We start from the raw sequence: 17,192 nt of genomic DNA on the forward strand, positions 1-17,192 counted from the left end.
GCTATTCTTCTACTTTATGTGGATTTGTGGTAGTTTTTAATTTCTTTTACTATATTTTGACACACTCACTTTTAACCGAAGCTGCTCGTTATCAAGTTGAAAATTTTGCCCAAATTGGCATGGCTAAATGGGTAAAGTATCGACGAATCAAATAGCGATAATAAGAATTATCATGATTAGGCATAAAAATGCCAATAACCACTTCCATTCAAGCGAAACAAAATCAACCGTGCGACGGACTAACCTAGCAGACCAATGGGGCAGCTGATAAACCACTTCGCCATTGACATGCTTACCGCCTCGATACCAAAGTTTAAGCTGTTTTAACATATGTTTATGCCCATATCTATGTCTGATAAATTGATGAGTATGACACTATTAAACTTCTATTGGGTTAAGTCTATATGACAAATAGATAAAAAATCGTAAAAAATTGATATAAAAACTCACCCGATTGTTTAAAAGAGGGGGAAATGGAGAATATGATAAATGCGTAATATTTTTAGCCAAAGCATGGACAATAAAAGTTATAATGTTCCCCCATTTTTGAGCGCATCATGCTTTTTTATTTATGTCCAACCATCCATTGCTCACTCCCCTCAATATCGGCGACCAGAGCATCGCCAACCGCATCATCGTTGCCCCGATGGCAGGCGTTACTGATAAGCCTTTTCGCATGCTGGCTAAGTCCTTTGGTGCAGGGCATGCGGTGTCAGAGATGATGACGTCTGATGCCACGTTATTTGCTCATCACAAAACGCTGTATCGTGCCAATTTTGATGGCGAAATCGCACCTATTTCTGCGCAAATCGCGGGCTCAGACCCAGAAAAAATCGCCGAAGCGGCTCGCTATCAAGTTGCCAATGGGGCGCAAATTGTCGATATCAATATGGGTTGCCCAGCAAAAAAAGTTTGCAAAAAGCTTGCCGGTTCAGCGCTACTCAAAGATGAAGACTTGGTCAAGCGACTATTGGATGCCACGGTCAATGCCGTGGATGTGCCAGTCACGCTAAAAACCCGTCTAGGCTATGCCAATGGTGAAGAAAATATTTTACGTGTCGCACAAATGGCAGAAGAGGCAGGTATCGCCATGATTGTGATACATGGACGTACCCGCGAAGATAAATATCTAGGCCGCGCTCGCTATGAGTTAATTAAAGAAGTCAAAAATCTTCTCACCATTCCTGTTATCGTCAATGGCGATATCGACAGCCCGCAAAAAGCCAAACAAGTATATGAACAAACAGGCGCTGATGGCATTATGATTGGGCGAGCAGGGCAAGGACAGCCTTGGATTTTTCGCGACATTGCGCATTACCTAAAGACTGGTGAAATTTTGCCCAGTCCAACGATGGAGGCGCTAAAAGAGATTGTATTAAGCCATTTGCAAGAGATTTATGCGTTTTATGGTGAATACTCGGGGTGTCGTATCGCTCGTAAACATATTGCTTGGTATACCTCAGGCATTGCCAATTCCAATGCGTTTCGCCAAGCGATGTATGAAGAAGATACCACCGCTGGGCAGTTTAACGTGGTCGCGCGGTTTTTAAAGACGGCGGAATTTGATTAAAACCTTTACTATAAAACAGCCTATCGTAGAGTGCTTATGCCTTTTTAGAAACAAAGATTTGCAAAAAGTCATGATTAATGAATTTAGAATCTGTTAAAATTTTGCTGAGTCTGTGTAAAAGACCGATATCAAACAATAACCACATATTATTAATCAAATCAGATCAAATCAAATCATAAGGAGTCAGCGATGGCACAATTACGAATTGGCGACACGGCACCAAATTTTGACGCACAAACCACCGAAGGCAACATCAATTTTTACGATTGGCAAGGTGATAACTGGGTGGTTTTATTCTCACATCCGGCAGACTTTACCCCAGTTTGCACCACGGAGTTAGGACGCACGGCATCATTGGGTGACGAATTCAAAAAACGCCATGTCAAACCGATCGCATTATCAGTCGATAGCGTCGAAGATCACAAAGCTTGGGCAGGCGATATCTCAGAAACCCAAGGCTGCGCGGTGAATTTCCCTATCATTGCAGACGCCGATAAAAAAGTATCGGAAGCTTACGACATGATTCACCCAAATGCGTCAACCACGCACACGGTTCGCAGCGTATTTATTATCGATCCACAGCATAAACTGCGGCTAACTTTCACTTACCCAGCCGCCGTAGGTCGTAACTTCAATGAAATTTTACGGGTGATTGATGCCTTGCAATTGTCAGATAATTATGGCATTGCAACGCCAGTTGAGTGGCAAGACGGGGACGATGTGATTATCCCGCCAAGCGTCAAAAACGAAGAAATCGCGGCGAAATTCCCAAAAGGTCATAAAGAAATTAAGCCTTATCTGCGCACCACGCCACAACCGAATAAATAACCGTTTATGTTAAGTTTGACATCAAAAACCTAGTCGCTTGACTGGGTTTTTTTATGCCAACTCTTCCATTTGCCAACTTTTCCATTATTAAAGGTACTAAACTAAATTTACAGAACGGATGCTGAGTAACCATAAATATTTGGCTAAACTTCGATTAATGGTCTAATAATGGATATAAAGAATGATAAACAATCAAGTTAAAGGCGGCTTTAAAACCAGCGCATTGCTCATGCTTGCCCTGACTGGTTGCCAAACGGTGCATACTAACCCATCAGCACCTATTGAAAGAGTGCCATACGTGCAGCTGCCCATCTTTATCGGCTCTACCCCAACCACTAATTCTTTACAGAGTTATGATTGGCAGCTTAACAATATCAATAGCACAGATCCGATTACGTGGAATGGTTCATACTTGCAAACACAGAATGGCAAAATTACGCTAAACTTTAACCAAAATCACATAACCTATAATGTAGGCTGTAACCAACTATCAAATCAATATAGCCTAAGCAAAAATACCATGCAACCCATTGGGACAGGTATTAGTACTTTAATGGGTTGTGGTGAATTGCAAGCACCGGAACAATGGCTTGCTAAACAGATGCAAAGCCCAAGTGAACTACAAATAATGGAAACTCAAGTAGATGCAGTATTGTCGCAAACCACGGCTGATGGTAGCTGGCTTCAGTGGGTAGGTAAATTAAAGCCTGAAGTAAAATACGGCAAAGGGGAAACCGTATTTTTGGAGGTCAAACCCAAATGGCAGTATTGCGACAACGTGACCGATAGAAAGTGCCTAGAAGTGCGTGACATCAATTATGACACGCAGGGACTAAAAACAGCGGTGGGTCAATGGCATTTTCTCGATGCGCCAATCATGGGTTATCGTCATGACGAAAGCGCACAGCGGGTTTTGCGCTTGACTCGCTATCGCACCGCACCGACCGATACCAAAGGTTACGGCAACCTTTATAAGCTTGATAGCGTGATTGAAACACAGTTCATTGCCAACTAATTTGGGTCGTCAAACAGCGATGATACCGCTTATGTACCCTCGCTGTTTGACTATATCATTGACCAATCATCGATGCCGGATAGCCCAAGATTGATGAATGGGTTTTTTCAGGTCATAATCGAAACCAATCGTTTGCCCAGTCAAGGCTTCAACGTGATAACGGTTGTTAATTTCGTCGTCTAGCACAAATTTGGTAAAGTTATTGGAAAAATACAACACGCCTTCAGCGGATAAGCGATTCATGGCACGGTTGATGAGTGGTACGTGGTCGCGCTGCACATCAAAAGTACCTTGAAACTTCTTGGAGTTAGAAAAAGTCGGCGGATCGATAAAAATCACATCGTACTGCTCAGTATTGCTTTTAATCCATTCAAAAATATCTTGGGCAATAAACTGGTAGTTTGGCAAATCTGGCAAGCCGTTTAGGGCAAAATTTTTGCGTCCCCAATCCAGATAGTTTTGTGATAAATCCACCGATGTCACCGCTTTTGCCCCGCCCAATGCCGCATGTACACTGGCAGTACAAGTATAAGCAAACAGATTAAGCACCGTTTTACCGCGTGCGTTTTCTGCAATAATTTTTCGGAGGCTGCGATGGTCAAGGAATAACCCTGTATCCAAATAATCGCTAAAGTTCACCAAAAAATACGCCCGTTGGTTGTTGGCGGTTGGCTCGCTGACCACATGGAATTTACCCGAATTGGCTTTTTTCTCATACTGCTCATTGCCGGATTGGCGGGCGCGGGTTTTGATAAACACTTGCTCACGGTTCACTTGCAAGGCTTCACGCACGCCATGCAGCGCTAGATTAAAGCGTTTTTTGGCGGTCTCTAACGGGATTGATTTGGGAGCGGCATATTCTTGCACATGCACAAACTCACCATACACATCGACCGCCACTTTAAAATCAGGTAAGTCGGCATCATACACCCGCAGATTGGTCACGGCTTGTTTGTGAGCCAGCTTACGCAGATTGGCAAGATTTTTTTGTAGTCGATTGACAAAATCTTGACCTTCATCTACGGCGATTTCACGTTTTTCAAAGCGCGTAATCAACGGTGTGTCTTTACTCTTTAACAGCTCACCATAACGAAAATAAACGGTGATAGCGCCATTATGACAGCGCAGGGTTTTTGGCTCGGCAAGGGGTAGTACGTCGGCTTGTTCAACTTTGGCAGCGAGGACACCCAAAGTCACTTTGGCAGGGCTATCTGCAAACAGCGCTTGTAATTTTTTACCCAAACCTTGATACAAGGGTTTAATCAATTCTTCTTCACCCAGACGCTCACCATACGGTGGGTTGGTGATAAACAGGGGATTGACCCAACCATTGACTTGTTTTTCTAGTGCCAAATTAAGGGTCGCCAGTGACCGCTGCTGCAAAGTAATACGGTTGATGATAGGCGTCAAACCTGCGGCGATTAAATTTTTGTGCGTGGCTCGAACCGCGCCTGAGTCCATATCAAAAGCAAATACCGCGGGCATCTCGCCATTTGCCATGGCATTTAGGCGATGATGAAAACGGGTTTGCGCGTCTTGCACCATGGCCTCCCAAAGGGCAGTATCATGATGTTGCCATGCATAAAACCCAAATTGGCTATCGGCTTTATCCAGTCCTACGGCATAATCTGCGCTCATCAGTAAGGCTTCAATAATCAGCGTGCCTGAGCCACACATGGGGTCAACGATACTGTCAAATTGGGTGGTGTGAAAATTCACGCTATAGAGCAGGGCAGCCGCCAAGTTTTCTTTGAGTGGCGCTTCGGTCATCGCAGCACGATAACCACGGCGGTGCAAACTGGTACCTGATAAATCTAAATACAATTCAGCTTGTTTGTCACCCACCGTAGCGACAATGCCAAAATCGGGGGTTTTATCGACATTGGGGCGACGACCGAACTGCTCGTTAAATTGGTCGGCAATCGCATCTTTGACGCGCAGCATGGTGAATTGTTGGTTGGCTTGTACGCGCTTATCTAGGGTCAAACGAATCGCAAAGGTCTGCTCCAAATCAAATAACTGGGTCCATTTGACAGTTTTGGCAAAGGTATAGAGCTGCTCTGCAATATCGTACTCCGGATTGATGTTCTTTTTGCCCAGTGGTAACAATACCCGTGATGCCACACGAGACCATAGACAAACTTGATAAATCTGCGCTAACGTCAATGTCGCCATCAGCCGACCCGTGCGCTCAATTTGTGTATCTATACCAAAGCTTGCCAGCTCAGTTTGCAAGGGAATCTCTAGCCCATCCGCACAAGTGATTACAATGTGAAAAGTTTGCCCAACGGGCGTTGTATTGCTGTCTGTCATAAATACTGCCAAAAAAAGTCAAAGTTGATTAATGGCGTATTTTAGCATGATTAGCAAAGGACAAATGACAGAATGTCTGAAATTATGGGGAAGTTTTTACCGATGGGGCGGCTTCGCTTGACATTGCGCTTGGCATTAAAATCTGCATATGCGGGTAAGGTATGGCAATGCCGGCATCATCGAGTGCTACTTTGATTTGTTCGCGTAGATTTTCTTTGATAAATGGCATTCGAGACACGTGAGGCGGATTGACCCAAAACCGCACGATAAAAAATACCCCAAAATCGCCAATTTTATCCACTGTCGCCGTGGGCGCAGGACGCTCTAATACCTCTTTGGTGTTGGCTAAAATATCAAGAATGATAGCGCGAGCGCTTTCAATATCCGCTTCCAACGCGATACGCACTTCAATATCAAAACGAATCAGATTTTTGGCAGTTAAATTAATGACTTCCGCTGAAGCAACGGTTGAATTGGGGAAAATCACGGTGATATTGTCACGGGTCAAAATTTGGGTAGTGCGCAAGGCGATTTGCACCACTTTGCCTTCTTTATCATTAATGCTGACCCAATCACCGACTTGAAACGACTGCTCAATCAAAATGGTGATACCAGCAATAAAGTTGGCAAGTGTGGCTTGCGCCGCAAAACCCACTGCGATACCCGCAATCCCAAGACCTGCGACCACAGACACAATATCAAAACCAAACTGCGACATCACCGAGGCAATCCACAATACGATGATGAGCATGGACAACAAATTATGCAGTAATTGTTCAATCGACGCATTTAGCCCATAATTTTTGAGCATTTTTTGCATCAAATAACCAAGGTTGTACCACGCCATATAAAAAATCACTGACCAAATACCGGCTTTGGCAGTGGCTTTGACTGTTTCAGGTTCAAAATTAAGCTGACTCATCACCGCAAGCAAACTTGAAAACAACCACATCAACCGTGCGATGAGCCTTAGCGATTGGCTGTATTTACTGTCTTTGGCGATAAAACGGGCAGAATTGATGAGCCATAAACTTAACCGATAGACCACGCCCAAAATTGCCAACAGCACCATAATTTTGATGCCTGTGCTGGCAAGTTTGGAGAGATACAGCGGCCAATTAACCGCTTCGTCTTCGAGCGAACCACCGACTGCTTTATAGACGTCATAATACAAGTCGTGATAGATATTTTTAAAAAATTGGTTCACGGACATACAATGAGTGATCTCGAGTCAAAAAATCAAAATAAAATAAGGCGTTTGGGTTAATTTAGGTTAGTTTGGGTTAAAGGGTGGGCAATATCGCAAGTAATTTATCAATATGCCCCTTGGCGCGGACATTGCGCATCTCATGAACCAGCTTGCCTGCGTTGTCGAAAATTAACGTTGAACGTACCACGCCAAGGCTGACTTTGCCGTATAGTTTTTTCTCGGCAATGATGCCAAAATATTGGCAAAGTTGTTCATCGGTATCACTCACCAGCGCAAAATTAATCTGTTGGTTGCTGATAAATTTTTCATGGCTTTTAACACTATCTCTTGATACGCCAATGACTTGGTAGCCAAGCTGCTGCAATTGGGTCAAATGCTGGCTAAAATCTTGCGCTTGTACACTACAGCCTGAGGTGTTGTCTTTTGGATAAAAATACAGAATCAAGCCTTTCTCTGACTGCTTGGCATAAGCTAGCAGATTGATTTGACGCTGGATAAATTGCGGCTGCGCTGTGGCATGACGGCTGGTATCCGCTTCAACCGTGGTGACCAAAAAATTGGGTAGTTGAGTCATGGGCGTTTCCCAAGCAAAAATTGAACTAACAATATCAGAAAGCCAGATTGAGTACAAACTTCTTCATGCGACAAAACAAAAAAAGACCAGTAAACAACTGGTCTGGTGGTGCGGCTCTATCGATTATGGTATTGATTGTAACCAATTAGGGACGGGCTTTATTAAATTTAACGCCGTTGCCACACGCTTTCATACGCGCACTGATGGTTTGAAAAGTTTTGTTTTGGCGAACGTCTTTGCCACTTTTTACCCAGGCATCAAGCTCATTTTTTTGCGCTTGGGTGATTTTTGCTTGTTCATCTACCACACAAGTACATACTTTTTTTGCAGAAGCGGCATCAGTGATGTGTTTTTCGGTCATTTGGGTTATGCAAGCATTGACATACTGTGGGTTGGCGGCATGTGCAGCAAACGGCAAAACCATGCTAGCAAATAGGGTCACGATGGCTGAATGTTTCATAGTTTATCCTCATAAGAGACAGCAGTATAGAACAGCAGGTGTTCAATCGTACAATGGCTAGCTTTACCGTTGACGCAATAAAGCTGGCAGGATTTGATGATGATAGATTACTGATAAATAGTCGGGTCATCTATTTCAGCTTGTAAAAAACCTTGCTGACGTAGATAACAGCTATCGCAGTGTCCGCAGGCGCGTCCTTCGCTATCTGCGCGGTAGCATGACACGGTCAAAGCATAATCCACCCCCAGCGATACCCCAAGCTTAATGATTTCTGCTTTACTTAAATGCAACAATGGCGTTGCAATGTGGAGATGATTGCCCATCACACCGGCTTTGGTAGCGAGATTTGCCATGTTTTCAAAGGCTGCAATATACTCAGGACGACAATCAGGATAGCCTGAGTAATCGACTGCATTGACGCCAATCACAATGGCATTGGACTGTGTCACCTCTGCCAATGCCAGCGCATACGACAAAAAGATGGTATTACGCGCGGGTACATAAGTAATTGGAATGCTGTCATTATGCTGATTATCGCTAAAATCTGTTTGTTTGGCATCGGGTACCACCAGCGAAGCATCGGTCAACGCTGAGCCACCTAGCTGTGCCAAATCAATATCAATAATACGATGGTTGACTTGGGCAGTCGCAGCAATTTTTTTGGCGGCATTAAGTTCGCTATTGTGGCGCTGACCGTAGTTAAAGCTTACCGCTGTGACATTGGCATAATTGGCTTTTGCCCAGTAAAGGCAAGTCACGGAATCTAGCCCGCCAGAGAGTAAGACGACGGCGTTTTGTGATGTGGTTGATGTACTCATAGAGAATTTACTAACGACAAAAAGCGTATTTTATCAGAACTTAAGCAATTGTTGATGGGAAAATATTGGGATAAAAATAGTCAACGCAATATTAGCCAAAAAACATTTCAAAAAACTGCTATCACTGCCAGTAAATATTTGCGTATTCCACTAAAAAACCTTATAAAATAACCAAGAAGTTTTAAACCGGGATTTAAACTACGTTATCCGACACTTTAGCCCGAACCATACCATTGTCGTCATTGTACTATTTTTCATTTTCTTCATTTTTTTCTTTTTTTTTCTTTTTTTAAGGTCACTCATGATAGTTCAAACCCATTTTATTAGCCATACTGCCATCTTATCAGCCGTGAGTGTTGGCTTGCTGTATCTGGCAGGTTGTAGTGTTGCTCCCTCAACCCCCAAGCCCGATAGCAATACTATTAATACCCCTGCCACTATTCCTAACACCCAAGCGAACCCAGATACCCAAGCACTCACCACGCGTTCGCTAGACAAGGCGCTACAAAAATGCGCCAGCGAGTTTTTGGAGAAAACCCAGCCGACAATTACTGCTAAGCTATCGCAAAAAACCTATCCGCTATGCTTTAATGGCTTTGCGGTGATGTATTCGGGGGTCACCAAAACCCCTATTTGGGTCGCTGAGCATTTGACGCGACAACGAATAACGGCTGCCAAAACCTTGGTCAGAGAGGATAACTTTCATGAAGAAACTCGCCTGCCAACTGAGGTGCGAAGCTTATTGAGCGATTATACCCGTACCGGATTTGACAGAGGGCATTTAGCGCCCAATGCTGATATGGCAACCACGGACTCACAATTTGATAGTTTTAGTTTGGCGAATATTGCCCCACAAACACCTGACAACAACCGTAAAACTTGGGTAAAAATTGAAACACAAACTCGCAACCTGACCAACCAATACGGCTCAGCTTATGTGGTGACAGGGGTGGCGTTCTTAACACCGGAAGTCAAACGGCTAAAAAATCGTGTGCTGGTGCCATCGCATTTTTTTAAAGCGGTATATTTGCCATCACAGCATCAAGCGATGGCATTTTTTAGCCCAAATGATGATAGCGGAACTGTTGAAAAAATTAGCCTAAGCACACTTAAAAAACGCACCGGGGTCAATGCGTTTCCCAGTTTGCCGAGTAATGTAGCGACTATTGCACCATAACCACAAGCAGTAATTAGCAAGTCAAAAACTAGCAAATCAGCAACTAAACAGGGGAAAAAGATGAGTGCTTTTAAACCATTTCAAAATGATAGCCAAAGCGTGGGCTTGGGCGAATTTACCCTTGAGAATCAAGGAGAGCAAGTCAATCTCTACGGCAGTGCGACGTTTACGTTGGATAAACAAAGTTTAGCCACGGCAAAACAATTGCAAGATGTATTGAACCAAATCATTGAATATTTAGAAGCCCATCAAGCGCAAACGGTGGAAAAATCTGCCACGCAACAGCAGCAAGCATCGCACGTGGACGAAGTGAATAACCCTTTCTTATAAAGAAAAAAAGCGCAAATCAAACAATTTGCGCTTTTTATGGGCAAGCTATTTATGGGCAGGCTAGGCATCAAACTAGGCATTAAAACTGATAGTTAAAGCCAATTTTAGTTTTGCTATCGACACGGTTATCAACCAGTGGGCTGTCTTTTTGCTCATCGCTCAAATACTCTAAATACTGACTGATAAATGCACTCCAGCGTGGTGAAATGGCGTAACTGGCACTGACATTCACATAGGGGGTAACGCTACTATCAGCGTTATAAGCTTTTATCCCTGTTCGTAGCGATTCTTGCTCAGAAACACCAAAGTAATAATTATTGTACTTGTCATTGTACCACTGCAGTCCTAACTCAGGGTAAATGGTGATTTTATCGTCCATTGCTTTAAATCTGCTCAAGTGCGCCACTTTTGCGCTAGTACCATCACTGCGACCTAATGCATCAGTTTCCACTTGCGCTTTAAAGCCACCATACGGGGTGATGCGCATATAGCTAGTGCCCACCATAGCAGACCATTTACGTTCATCGAGTCCTTTTAACGCCGCTGTGCTCGCATCGTCTGGATCAAATGAACGGCTATCGTAGCTTGCGGTTAATCGCCATTCGTTTTGTGCGTCTTTGTAGGGATAATAACCTACTTCACTGCCTTCAATGTAGAGTCGATTGTTGTCATAAAATGCCTGTGGCATTATCGTAACATCATTGTCCTTGTCGTACGCGTAATTGTTGATTGACGCGTTTAACCCTAGTTTAAAGCGGGCATTGGTATCCAATGGCATGGAGGCTGCGTAGGCAAATGTTGTGCCCAATATACTGGCAAGTACCAGACAAGGCGCGAAAAATAGTTTCATAAAAACATCCTGTGAGAGTGGGTCATACAAAAAGTGCTGACAGGCGTAAAGCGTAGAAAATAACAACCGATTTGCCTGTGAACCATACAGCAATGTGATGAATTTATTATGGCATAAAAAGGTCAGCGCAAATAGTTGAATTTAAAGGTGCGATAGATGAAATCCAAGCCAGCATAAATCACTGAGCTACCTTGAGAACACCATTAAAATGTTATAATATAACATTTTTAATCTTCTCAATACTTGATTGGGCGACCCAGCATGATAAACGCATTGATTAACAAATATGCTTTTTTTAGCCGACCTTTTTTGCTACTAATGCTACTAAAAACCCCCACGATTGCAGGGGTAACATTGACGATGAGCCTATTGGGAGGATTAACAGGCTGCCAAAAACAAACTGACAATCAATCCACCTCAAATCAATCAGCCTCAAAGCAATCCGCATCAAATAGCTCAGCTACAACAGTCTCATCAAACACCGTTATTAATACCCAATTACCCACCGTTTATGCCACTACCAATGTGTGGGGTTCGGTGGCTAAAGCGGTCGGGGGGGATAAAGTCAATGTGATTGTGGGGGTCGATGATTTATCACAAGATCCGCATGATTATCAAGCCACAGCGACCGACAAGCTTAATATCACTAAGTCCGCTATCATGCTGGTCAACGGTGGCGGGTATGATGATTGGGGTATGAGCTTAGCTGAGTCGGTGAGTCACAAACCTGTGGTGATTAATGCGGTGGCACTTTCAGGACTGTCGCCTAACACGGACAATGCGGCAGATGAGTCTACCGGTGAACAACACCAACACGAAATAAAGACCGCTGATCCGCAACCATATGATCATCCTCACGTGCCCAGTGCAGGGCATAGCGAAGTACATACTCACTCGCACGGTGACTTCAATGAGCACGTGTTTTTCTCCCTTGATACAGCAAAAAAAGTGGCTGAAGCGGTCAACAAGCAATTGGCGGCAACATCACCTGCCAATCAAGCAATTTATGCAAAAAATACCCAACAATTTATCCAGCAAATTGATGCGCTTAAAGTCAAAGCCAAACAAATCGGACAGCAAAAAGCCATCACTGCCTTTGCTACTGAGCCTGTCATTGGGTATTTGCTAGCCGATATGGGCATCAAGGATGTAACGCCAAAAGCTTATGTCGTGCAATCAGAGACGGATGCAGGGGTGTCGGTCAAAGTGCTCAATGACAGCAAAAGCTTGCTGAGCAATAAACAAGTCGGTTTGTTGGTGGTCAATGCCCAGACCGAAGATGCCACCTCAAAGCAACTAATCACATTGGCTAAGGCATCAGCAGTCCCAGTTGTGGCGGTCTATGAAACCTTTCCCGATGGCGTGACAAGCTATACGCAATTTATTGAAAAAACCCTGGATGATTTTGCGGCAGCGACGCGCTAATTTTAACTAGCCTAAAAATTTTAGATTACCCATTAACGCATTTGGGGAAAAATTTGCGTTAATTGGTATAGTATTGGCTGGTTATCCTTTATAATGCTTAAATTTTAGCCCAGATTTTTTGCAATTTGATATTGCCAATCAACCATCCTTGCCTTTAAGATCTTGTCGTTAATCTTGCTGTTAGGATGAAGAAGTAGCCACCATGCCCATGTCAACCACCAAAATAGCCAATAGCGAGCGGCAGTTTGCGCAGGCCATTCATTGCCAATCGTTTGTCAAACTGCCCCAATCACAGCAAGTCGTTTTGCAAGTCAAAGATGGCAGTATGCACTTTGGACAACGTCTGCTCTGGCAGGATGTCAATTTTTCGATTCTATCGGGTGAATTTGTGGTACTGCTCGGCGCCAATGGTACAGGCAAGACGACATTGCTGCGAAGTTTACTCAAACTTGTGCCACTATCCAGTGGTTCAATCACGCTTGGCAAAGATATTCGAGTGGGCTATGTGCCACAGCTCAAAGACTTTGCGCCAAAACTACCGATTCGCGGTAGGGACTTGGTGCGGCTAGGGCTAGATGGGGAAAATTATTTGTTTGGTTTGTTTAGCCCGAAAAAAACTTTGGGCAGTTTTTGGCAGACAGCAAAACAAAAAAAATACTTGGTGGATAAAGCCATCGCGGAAGTCGGCGGTGAGTCATTTTGTGATGCGCCGCTTACCATGCTCTCAGGTGGTGAGCAGCAGCGCATGCGTATCGCCCAAGCCTTGGTCGCTGAGCCTGATGTTTTGTTGATGGATGAGCCGCTACTGAGTCTTGATGTGGCAAGCCAGTATGTGGTCAGTGATATTTTAGCCCATCGCAAACAGGCGCATCATACCGCGATTTTGATGATTAGCCATGAACTCGAACCGATTATACCCTTGGTAGATAAAGTGCTGCGCCTTGAAAATGCGACTGCCAACCTCGGTGGTGTCGACTTAATCAATCGATTTCGCTAATTTATTTGCTTCAATCAAAAACAAGCCATCACGTTCGATGGTTTTTTAACTTTTGGAATTCACATGCTGCTCACGACTTGGCTACATACCATCATCAATTTTGATAACTTTGCTGAGCTGTTGCCCTTGGTATCAACGTCCATCGTGGCCGCGGTATTGTTGGGTGTGATGGCGGGATTTATTGGACCGATGGTACAGGCACGGGACATGGCGTTTGCCGTGCATGGGACAGCAGAGCTGTCGTTTGCAGGGGCGGCGTGTGCCTTATGGTTAGGGTCTTCAGTGACGCTAGGCGCCGTCATTGGGGCGGTGACGGCTGGCATGGTGCTGGGGGTCATGGGGATTGATGGCAAAAACCGCAACTCAGTGGTGGGTATTTTGTTGCCATTCGGGCTTGGGCTGGGGGTGTTGTTTTTATCCTTGTATCAGGGGCGCTCCTCCAATAAATTTGGCTTATTAACCGGGCAAATTGTTGCAATCACGCCCGCTGAATTGCAGTCGATGTTAGTGGTCGCGGTGATTGTACTGTCAATCATTGCCATATTTGGTCAGCGCATGTTATTTGCCGCAGTTGATCCGCAAGTTGCCCAAGCGCAGCATTTGAATTTAACATTTTTATCTTTGCTATTTATGTTTGCACTGAGCCTTGTGGTGGCGGTAAGTGTGCAGTTTGTCGGTGCCTTGCTGCTATTATCGTTACTCATCACGCCTGCCGCAGCGGCGAGTCAAGTGACGGCTAGACCTATCTATGTCTATTTATTGTCCATGCTGTTTGCCATCATCGCTGGGGTCGGCGGGATATTACTATCGTTAGGACCTGGACTGCCGATTTCACCTTATATCACGACCATTTCATTTGTGATTTATTTAAGCTGCTGGGGAATTGGCTACCTACGAAAAAAAGCAGGGTGGAACAAACGCTTAGCCGCAAACTTTTCTTAATCAATAGGGTATAAAAAAAGCGCAAATGGTATCAATTTGCGCTGTTTGTATCTTGATGTGTATTAAACTTTAAACTTTAAACTTCAGCTAGGCTAGTGGGGGCATCGATGGTTTGAATCACGCCACCGCCTAGACAAATATCACCATCATAAAACACACAAGACTGACCGGGCGTCACCGCGCGCTGTGGCTCGTCAAACACCACTTTTATAGTGTCGCCCGTTTCATCAAGGGCAAAAACTGTACAGGCTTGATCGGGCTGACGATAGCGCGTTTTGGCGGTACAGCGATAACCTTGGGCAGTAAACAGTTGGGCGGGCGCATCAACCACCCAGTCAAGCTTATAAGCAGTCAATTCGGTGGATTGTAGCATCGGATGGTCATGCCCTTGACCGACAATCAGGCGATTATTATCCAAGTCTTTGTGCAACACAAACCAAGGCGCCTCATCTCTATCTTTGACCCCACCAATACCAATACCCCCACGTTGACCGAGTGTGTAATACATTAAGCCATCGTGGGTGCCGATTTTTTTGCCATCATCGGTATAGATATCGCCTTTTTGAGCGGGCAAATACTGCTGTAAAAAGTCTTTAAAGCGTCGCTCGCCGATAAAGCAAATACCCGTAGAGTCTTTTTTCTTCGCAGTCGCTAAATCATACTGCTCAGCAATACGGCGTACTTCAGATTTTTCTAACTCACCCACAGGGAACAAGGTTTTGGCGATTTTATCGCCTGCCACCGCGTGCAGAAAATAGCTTTGGTCTTTATTGTTATCAAGTCCGCGCAGTAGTGGCGCTTTGCCATTTTCATCACTAAAACCGCGGCGCGCATAGTGACCGGTGGCAATATAATCCGCCCCCAAAGTTAGCGCATAATCCAAAAAGGCTTTAAACTTGACTTCTTTGTTGCATAAAATATCAGGATTTGGGGTGCGACCGGCGCTATATTCCGCCAAAAAATGCTCAAATACGCGATCCCAATATTCCATGGCAAAGTTGGCGGTATGCAGTTTAATGCCGATTTTATCCGCCACCGCTTGCGCATCAGCAAGGTCAGTCATGGCGGTACAATATTCGGTACCGTCATCTTCTTCCCAGTTTTTCATAAACAAGCCTTCAACATCAAAGCCCGCTTGTTTGAGCAAAACGGCGGTGACAGAAGAATCAACGCCTCCTGACATCCCCACAATGACGCGGGTTTTGGCAGGCTTGGTAATATCAGATAAATTAACAGCAGTTGAATAAGTCATAATTTTTAAAAGTGCCAAAAGGGTTATTATAGCAAATTTATTGCTTGTTAAAAATCAATAAACCTGCCACAATACCGCTATCGGATGAGCCGATATCGAAAAAACCCAACTTATTCTCGTAAGTTGGGTTTTTTAATGCCTAAATTACCAACTTACAAAACTATGAATTGATTTTTTCAAATTCACTGATTGGCTTTAATAGATAAAGCGACATTGTAAATTCACAAACATTCTTTATATAACCTTTACTTATGATAAAAAATTTGGGGCTAGTATGCGTTGGATATTTCTGACCGTCATTGTATTGTTGTTTGAATTGTTTACTTATGGGGCGGGGCGGGGGCTGCAGTGGTGGGCAGGGTCTTGGCTATCCGATCGGTCTTCTCGCTATTTGATGATTAGTCTATTTGTGATGAGTAATGCGCTATTGGTATTTGGCATCGCACGATTGACGAGCTTTGGGCTTAAGCTGTCTATGACTTGGCTGACTATTTTGTGGTTTGTCATCATGTCGATGGTGGTGGTGGGTATTATTAATCTGGTGTTGATGAAAGTTGCCCCGCAATTTTTTAATTCCGTGAGTTATCAAACTTACGGGGAACGCATTTTGTTGCCGCTCATGTTTTTTGGCATGGTATTGATGGGTATTTATAATGCTTATACACCCACTATTCGTCATATCAGCTTGACTGCTAATCAGCCACTTGCTAAACCTATTCGGATTGGGATGGTTTCAGACTTGCATTTGGGTCTAATGGTCGGTGAGCGGCAAATTAACCGATTAACCGATATGGTAAAAGCACAGAACGTGCAACTGCTGTTGATGCCTGGCGATATCATGGATGATAATGTTGACTATTATACCTCGCAAAATATGCAGCCCGCGCTGCAGCAACTAGCAAGTGCAGTGCCAATGGGCGCGTATGCCACGCTAGGTAATCATGATATGTATGGGCATGAAGGCGAGATTCGCGATGCGATCCAAAAAGCCGATATCACCTTATTGGCAGATGATAACGTGTTGGTTGATAACCAGCTTTGGTTGGTAGGACGACTGGATAATCATGCCACTTATCGTAAAGCGACCAAGGATTTAATGCCGTCAAACACGGATAAGCCGATAATTTTACTTGACCATGAGCCCAATGAGATTGAACAAAACGTACAATTACCGATTGATTTACAAGTGTCTGGACATACCCATAATGGGCAAATATTTCCTGCCAATTTCATTGTCAAATTCTTAAATCGTTTGGGTTACGGCTATGAACGTATCAACAATACCGATGTGATTGTAAGCTCGGGGTATGGTTTTTGGGGTGTGCCGTTTCGGCTAGGCTCGCAAGCGGAGCTTTGGGTGATTGATTTAGTCGGTAAAAAATCCTAAATCTGGCTTAAGTGCGGTTTAACTAATGTTTAATGAGGACATCG

16 protein-coding genes are annotated in these 17,192 nt (G+C 44.1%); 9 read left to right on the forward strand and 7 right to left on the reverse strand.

Annotated features, from left to right (window positions below):
* The first annotated feature begins 571 nt into the window (after positions 1–571).
* The 3 genes from dusB (at position 572) to RTP55_RS07730 (ending at position 3,413) form a co-directional block, all read left to right on the forward strand.
* Complete coding sequence (gene dusB / locus RTP55_RS07720; RefSeq protein WP_312385377.1) at positions 572–1,570, forward strand: tRNA dihydrouridine synthase DusB; 999 nt, start codon at positions 572–574, stop codon at positions 1,568–1,570.
* Positions 1,571–1,759: 189 nt separating this feature from the next.
* Positions 1,760–2,398 carry a peroxiredoxin gene (locus RTP55_RS07725; RefSeq protein ID WP_050325417.1) on the forward strand — a complete coding sequence of 213 codons (639 nt, stop codon included), beginning with the start codon at positions 1,760–1,762 and terminating at the stop codon, positions 2,396–2,398.
* A 181-nt stretch (positions 2,399–2,579) separates the two neighbouring features.
* Entirely contained in the window at positions 2,580–3,413 is an 834-nt protein-coding gene (locus RTP55_RS07730; protein WP_312385379.1) for an META domain-containing protein, read from the forward strand.
* A gap of 66 nt (positions 3,414–3,479) precedes the next feature.
* On the opposite strand, the gene rlmKL is transcribed toward RTP55_RS07730, so the two are convergent.
* The 5 genes from rlmKL to queC all read right to left on the reverse strand — a co-directional run bounded on the left by rlmKL (position 3,480) and on the right by queC (position 8,788).
* Complete coding sequence (rlmKL, locus tag RTP55_RS07735; RefSeq protein ID WP_312385381.1) at positions 3,480–5,726, reverse strand: bifunctional 23S rRNA (guanine(2069)-N(7))-methyltransferase RlmK/23S rRNA (guanine(2445)-N(2))-methyltransferase RlmL; 2,247 nt, start codon at positions 5,724–5,726, stop codon at positions 3,480–3,482.
* A gap of 82 nt (positions 5,727–5,808) precedes the next feature.
* A complete protein-coding gene (locus tag RTP55_RS07740) occupies positions 5,809–6,939 on the reverse strand; it encodes a mechanosensitive ion channel family protein (protein WP_312385382.1) in 1,131 nt (376 codons plus the stop codon).
* 70 nt (positions 6,940–7,009) lie between these two features.
* On the reverse strand, positions 7,010–7,510 hold the full coding sequence (locus tag RTP55_RS07745; protein WP_312385385.1) for a peroxiredoxin: 501 nt from the start codon (positions 7,508–7,510) through the stop codon (positions 7,010–7,012).
* 145 nt (positions 7,511–7,655) lie between these two features.
* Positions 7,656–7,970 (reverse strand): hypothetical protein, encoded by a 315-nt coding sequence (locus RTP55_RS07750; RefSeq protein WP_309593694.1) that lies wholly within the window; start codon positions 7,968–7,970, stop codon positions 7,656–7,658.
* Between the two features lie 107 nt (positions 7,971–8,077).
* On the reverse strand, positions 8,078–8,788 hold the full coding sequence (queC, locus tag RTP55_RS07755; RefSeq protein WP_312385388.1) for a 7-cyano-7-deazaguanine synthase QueC: 711 nt from the start codon (positions 8,786–8,788) through the stop codon (positions 8,078–8,080).
* Between the two features lie 301 nt (positions 8,789–9,089).
* Between queC and RTP55_RS07760 the strand changes: the two genes are divergently transcribed.
* A complete protein-coding gene (locus RTP55_RS07760) occupies positions 9,090–9,965 on the forward strand; it encodes a DNA/RNA non-specific endonuclease (RefSeq protein WP_312385390.1) in 876 nt (291 codons plus the stop codon).
* Positions 9,966–10,025: 60 nt separating this feature from the next.
* Complete coding sequence (locus RTP55_RS07765; protein WP_096488973.1) at positions 10,026–10,295, forward strand: hypothetical protein; 270 nt, start codon at positions 10,026–10,028, stop codon at positions 10,293–10,295.
* A gap of 79 nt (positions 10,296–10,374) precedes the next feature.
* Here RTP55_RS07765 and RTP55_RS07770 read toward each other — a convergent pair whose 3' ends face one another.
* On the reverse strand, positions 10,375–11,145 hold the full coding sequence (locus RTP55_RS07770) for a MipA/OmpV family protein (RefSeq protein WP_312385393.1): 771 nt from the start codon (positions 11,143–11,145) through the stop codon (positions 10,375–10,377).
* 261 nt (positions 11,146–11,406) lie between these two features.
* Here RTP55_RS07770 and RTP55_RS07775 point away from each other — a divergent pair, with 261 nt between their 5' ends.
* From RTP55_RS07775 to RTP55_RS07785, 3 genes are all read left to right on the forward strand, one after another.
* Positions 11,407–12,570, forward strand: coding sequence for a metal ABC transporter solute-binding protein, Zn/Mn family (locus RTP55_RS07775; protein ID WP_312385394.1), 1,164 nt, complete (start codon positions 11,407–11,409; stop codon positions 12,568–12,570).
* Positions 12,571–12,772: 202 nt separating this feature from the next.
* Complete coding sequence (locus RTP55_RS07780; RefSeq protein ID WP_312385396.1) at positions 12,773–13,567, forward strand: metal ABC transporter ATP-binding protein; 795 nt, start codon at positions 12,773–12,775, stop codon at positions 13,565–13,567.
* 63 nt (positions 13,568–13,630) lie between these two features.
* On the forward strand, positions 13,631–14,509 hold the full coding sequence (locus tag RTP55_RS07785; protein WP_007115351.1) for a metal ABC transporter permease: 879 nt from the start codon (positions 13,631–13,633) through the stop codon (positions 14,507–14,509).
* A 76-nt stretch (positions 14,510–14,585) separates the two neighbouring features.
* On the opposite strand, the gene mnmA is transcribed toward RTP55_RS07785, so the two are convergent.
* Entirely contained in the window at positions 14,586–15,761 is a 1,176-nt protein-coding gene (mnmA, locus tag RTP55_RS07790) for a tRNA 2-thiouridine(34) synthase MnmA (RefSeq protein ID WP_312385397.1), read from the reverse strand.
* A gap of 274 nt (positions 15,762–16,035) precedes the next feature.
* Between mnmA and RTP55_RS07795 the strand changes: the two genes are divergently transcribed.
* On the forward strand, positions 16,036–17,148 hold the full coding sequence (locus RTP55_RS07795; RefSeq protein ID WP_312385398.1) for a metallophosphoesterase: 1,113 nt from the start codon (positions 16,036–16,038) through the stop codon (positions 17,146–17,148).
* The last annotated feature ends 44 nt before the right edge of the window (positions 17,149–17,192 follow it).

Source organism: Moraxella sp. CTOTU47579 (assembly GCF_032004885.1).
Taxonomy (GTDB): Bacteria; Pseudomonadota; Gammaproteobacteria; order Pseudomonadales; family Moraxellaceae; genus Faucicola; species Faucicola tetraodonis.

Bases quoted from the DNA above. Each gene is read 5' to 3' on its own strand.
- RTP55_RS07750 (WP_309593694.1), bottom strand. From the start codon at position 7,970: ATGAAACATTCAGCCATCGTGACCCTATTTGCTAGCATGGTTTTGCCG.
- RTP55_RS07765 (WP_096488973.1), top strand. From the start codon at position 10,026: ATGAGTGCTTTTAAACCATTTCAAAATGATAGCCAAAGCGTGGGCTTG.
- queC (WP_312385388.1), bottom strand. From the start codon at position 8,788: ATGAGTACATCAACCACATCACAAAACGCCGTCGTCTTACTCTCTGGC.
- RTP55_RS07745 (WP_312385385.1), bottom strand. From the start codon at position 7,510: ATGACTCAACTACCCAATTTTTTGGTCACCACGGTTGAAGCGGATACC.
- RTP55_RS07770 (WP_312385393.1), bottom strand. From the start codon at position 11,145: ATGAAACTATTTTTCGCGCCTTGTCTGGTACTTGCCAGTATATTGGGC.
- dusB (WP_312385377.1), top strand. From the start codon at position 572: ATGTCCAACCATCCATTGCTCACTCCCCTCAATATCGGCGACCAGAGC.
- RTP55_RS07730 (WP_312385379.1), top strand. From the start codon at position 2,580: ATGATAAACAATCAAGTTAAAGGCGGCTTTAAAACCAGCGCATTGCTC.
- RTP55_RS07760 (WP_312385390.1), top strand. From the start codon at position 9,090: ATGATAGTTCAAACCCATTTTATTAGCCATACTGCCATCTTATCAGCC.
- rlmKL (WP_312385381.1), bottom strand. From the start codon at position 5,726: ATGACAGACAGCAATACAACGCCCGTTGGGCAAACTTTTCACATTGTA.
- RTP55_RS07780 (WP_312385396.1), top strand. From the start codon at position 12,773: ATGCCCATGTCAACCACCAAAATAGCCAATAGCGAGCGGCAGTTTGCG.
- RTP55_RS07795 (WP_312385398.1), top strand. From the start codon at position 16,036: ATGCGTTGGATATTTCTGACCGTCATTGTATTGTTGTTTGAATTGTTT.
- RTP55_RS07740 (WP_312385382.1), bottom strand. From the start codon at position 6,939: ATGTCCGTGAACCAATTTTTTAAAAATATCTATCACGACTTGTATTAT.
- RTP55_RS07775 (WP_312385394.1), top strand. From the start codon at position 11,407: ATGATAAACGCATTGATTAACAAATATGCTTTTTTTAGCCGACCTTTT.
- RTP55_RS07725 (WP_050325417.1), top strand. From the start codon at position 1,760: ATGGCACAATTACGAATTGGCGACACGGCACCAAATTTTGACGCACAA.
- mnmA (WP_312385397.1), bottom strand. From the start codon at position 15,761: ATGACTTATTCAACTGCTGTTAATTTATCTGATATTACCAAGCCTGCC.
- RTP55_RS07785 (WP_007115351.1), top strand. From the start codon at position 13,631: ATGCTGCTCACGACTTGGCTACATACCATCATCAATTTTGATAACTTT.